Annotated in this window: 3 protein-coding genes; all 3 read left to right on the top strand. The window is 54.4% G+C overall.

Features of this window, described 5'->3' with window-relative positions; genetic code table 11:
- A partial coding sequence (locus tag HAP95_RS08175; protein WP_215883773.1) for a HipA domain-containing protein occupies positions 1 to 1,297 on the top strand: 1,297 nt, incomplete at its 5' end.
- A 102-nt stretch (positions 1,298 to 1,399) separates the two neighbouring features.
- On the top strand, positions 1,400 to 1,729 hold the full coding sequence (locus HAP95_RS08170; RefSeq protein ID WP_215883772.1) for a helix-turn-helix domain-containing protein: 330 nt from the start codon (positions 1,400 to 1,402) through the stop codon (positions 1,727 to 1,729).
- Positions 1,726 to 2,664: a type II toxin-antitoxin system HipA family toxin gene (locus HAP95_RS08165; protein ID WP_215883771.1), complete on the top strand. Its 939-nt coding sequence runs from the start codon at positions 1,726 to 1,728 to the stop codon at positions 2,662 to 2,664. Before HAP95_RS08170 ends, HAP95_RS08165 begins: the two co-directional genes overlap by 4 nt.
- Positions 2,665 to 2,891: the final 227 nt, after the last annotated feature.

Below are 2,891 nucleotides of genomic sequence, written 5' to 3'. Positions count from 1 at the left end.
TGCGGACGAGTACCTGTTTGCGCCGGCGAGCTTAGAAACCGCGCAGCGTTTCCCAAGGGGCTGGATTCGGGCGCACTATGAAGGCATCCCATGGCTTCTCCAGGATATTCGTCCGCAAGGTTATTTGGGACGTGCTTTGGCGCAAAGACTGTTTTTTGACAGCAGTGGTGTTGGCTCAGGCATCCAGGGGCTTCCAGAGCATGTGCATCAGTGGAATGACGTTCAGGTTCTGCAGGTCATCTCCCAAGTCGGGGATGACCTGCCAGGGTGTTTTGTAGCGGGCGAAGTGTCTGCCGATCATGTTGTCCGGGGGCGCGAAGCAAGGGACATCCTTGTTGATGATCGTCCGAACGCCTATGCGCGTCGGGTTCGTGAAATGATATCCGGTCAATGGATTCCGCATTCCAGTGCCGGTGGTGAGCAACCCAAATTCACAGCTTGCGTACAAGACAAAGACAGTTCCTTGCGTCAAGTTCTGGTTAAATTTTCTCCGCCGGCTTCCAGCAACGAGGACCGCGCCTCCAGGCGATGGCGTGACCTGCTGATCGCAGAATTTCATGCGTTATCCGTGTTGGCACGGTACGGCGTACCTGCTGCAATACCTGAACTTTTGTGCGGGGCGGATGATCGCTGGTTTCTTGAAAGTCCACGATTCGACAGGGTTGGTCAAAATGGACGCACACCCGTCTTTTCTCTGCGAACGATTATATTGGAAACCGTTGGCGACCTGCCCACATGGATAACTTCTGCAGAGCGCCTGTATGAGCAGGGAGTCATCGACGCTCGTAGCAAGGAGCAGATTTTTTTGATGGATGCGTATGGGCATTTCATCGGGAACACAGATCGGCATCCAGGAAATCTTTCTTTCACACAAGTAGAACGACAGGATTCTTTCGGCCAATTCACGCTGGCCCCAGCGTATGACATGTTGCCCATGCAATATGCTCCAGACACACAAGGTTCGATGGTGCCGAATTTCAGGACCATCTCGCCGTATTCCGCACAGCACGATCAGGTCGGCATGGCTAGGGACATGGCTTTTGTATTTTGGTCAGCCGTTGCCGGCGACATCCGTGTGTCGAAGGAATTCCGGGAAATGGCGATGGCCCATGCCGAAGACCACGCCATGCAGCAAATCGAGGAGCTTAACTGGCAGAAGGATCTGTCGGAAACCACCGGGGGCGACGATTTCGACGAAACCGCAGCCCTTCCCAACGAAGCGGCCAAGATATGGTCTGATGAGGACGGCTTTGGTTCGGCATCGAGCGTTATTCGGGAAGACGATGATGGATATTGATGCGGGATCGCGCCCGCTTTCTCCCCGCAATGCTTGCCCGAACCATCAAAGTGGTTCATTATTTCCATCTTGAACCACTTTGATGGGTTTTTAGGCCGAAAAATGATGGAAATAGGCAGAACAATCCGGCGTGCACGACAAGCCATGGGTTTGACGCAGCGGGAACTCGCCCGCCGGGCGGGTATAGGGCAGAGCCATGTTTTGCGCGTGGAACAAGGCAGCGATGCCAGGCTGTCCACCCTGCAAAAGCTGGCCGAAGCGCTGGGAGCCGAGTGGGTCATGCTGCCGCTGCAAACCTCTCCCATGGCGCAGCACATGGGTAATCTGGCGTGGCGTCGCATGGGGCGGCCGGAGATGGTCAGTAACGCCGACGAAGAAGACGGCGCCGAAGATATGCTGTTCACTATTGAGAATACAGCGGAGGAACCGTGAACGCCAACGTCTTTCTTTGGCGTCCGCAAGGCAAACTGCTGGTTGGGCGGCTAATCCGTCTTCCCGCCGGGGACCAAACTTTGTTCGCGTTGGACGAGCATTATTTGTCCATGCCCAACACAGAACGTCCGTTACTGAGTTTGTCCTTTTTAGGGGTCGATGGGCGCCCCAAACAGCAAAATCGCATTACGAGCACCAAAATCCATCCCTGGTTTGCCAACCTGTTACCCGAAGGCCACCTGCGACAGTACGTGGCCGACCAGCACGGTTTCCATGCCAAAAGAGATTTTCCAATGATCGTAGCGTTAGGCGGCGATCTGCCTGGCGGTATCATTGTGGAATCCGAGGGTACAGATTGGGCCTCTGGATATCCAAACGACAGGAATGCCGAGCCCAGCGACCACGAGGAAGCCTTGCTCAAATTCTCCCTGGCGGGCGTCCAATTAAAATTCTCCGCTGTACGCGCCGCAAAAGGCGGTCTCACCATTCCTGCCAGAGGACGCGGCGGATCATGGATCGTCAAATTGCCGTCCGAAGTATACGAATCGGTGCCGGAAAACGAATACGACATGATGCGCGTGGCCAAAAAGGCGGGTTTCGATGTTCCGGAAATCGACCTAGTAGAAATGCGGGATATCGACAGTCTGCCCAAAGGTATCCGTCAGGAACGTCGTGCTTTTGTGATTCGTCGGTTCGATCGCACGGAAGACGGCGGGCGCGTCCATATGGAGGACTTCGCGCAGATATTTGGCCTGTACCCCGCCGATAAGTACGGCAAAATCAGTTATGGCAACATTGCTAACCAGAAAGATCAAGTCGATCATCTTATGGAAAAAGTGTTTAACCTCAACCAGTCGGAAGACGGTTTTGTTTTTGAGGATCATGCTGAAGAAGATGCGCGGGATGGCGGCGAGAGTCGGGGACGGTCTCTGTGAGAAAGCGAAGCCGTAGTGACGGCACATTAGTCCCTCACCACCCCTAATTTGACGAAGGCCCACCTCCCGAAGTAATCTCTTTTTAACGGTTTGGTAGCGGTTTCCTGGGTGACCACGAACGGACGAACGGTACAAGTTGCCTAGTTGTCCATTCGGGGAACTGCGCTAGAATAATAGGGTAGGCGGCATCGTTTTTGGGCAAACGGGATAACGGATGGGCGGCATTA

Source organism: Acidithiobacillus sulfurivorans (assembly GCF_018853815.1).
GTDB classification, from domain to species: domain Bacteria; phylum Pseudomonadota; class Gammaproteobacteria; order Acidithiobacillales; family Acidithiobacillaceae; genus Acidithiobacillus; species Acidithiobacillus sulfurivorans.
This window is presented reverse-complemented; position numbering and strand designations above follow the sequence as displayed.

What these genes read in the sequence shown, in the direction of transcription:
- HAP95_RS08170 (WP_215883772.1), top strand. Translation starts at nt 1,400, where the DNA reads ATGATGGAAATAGGCAGAACAATCCGGCGTGCACGACAAGCCATGGGT.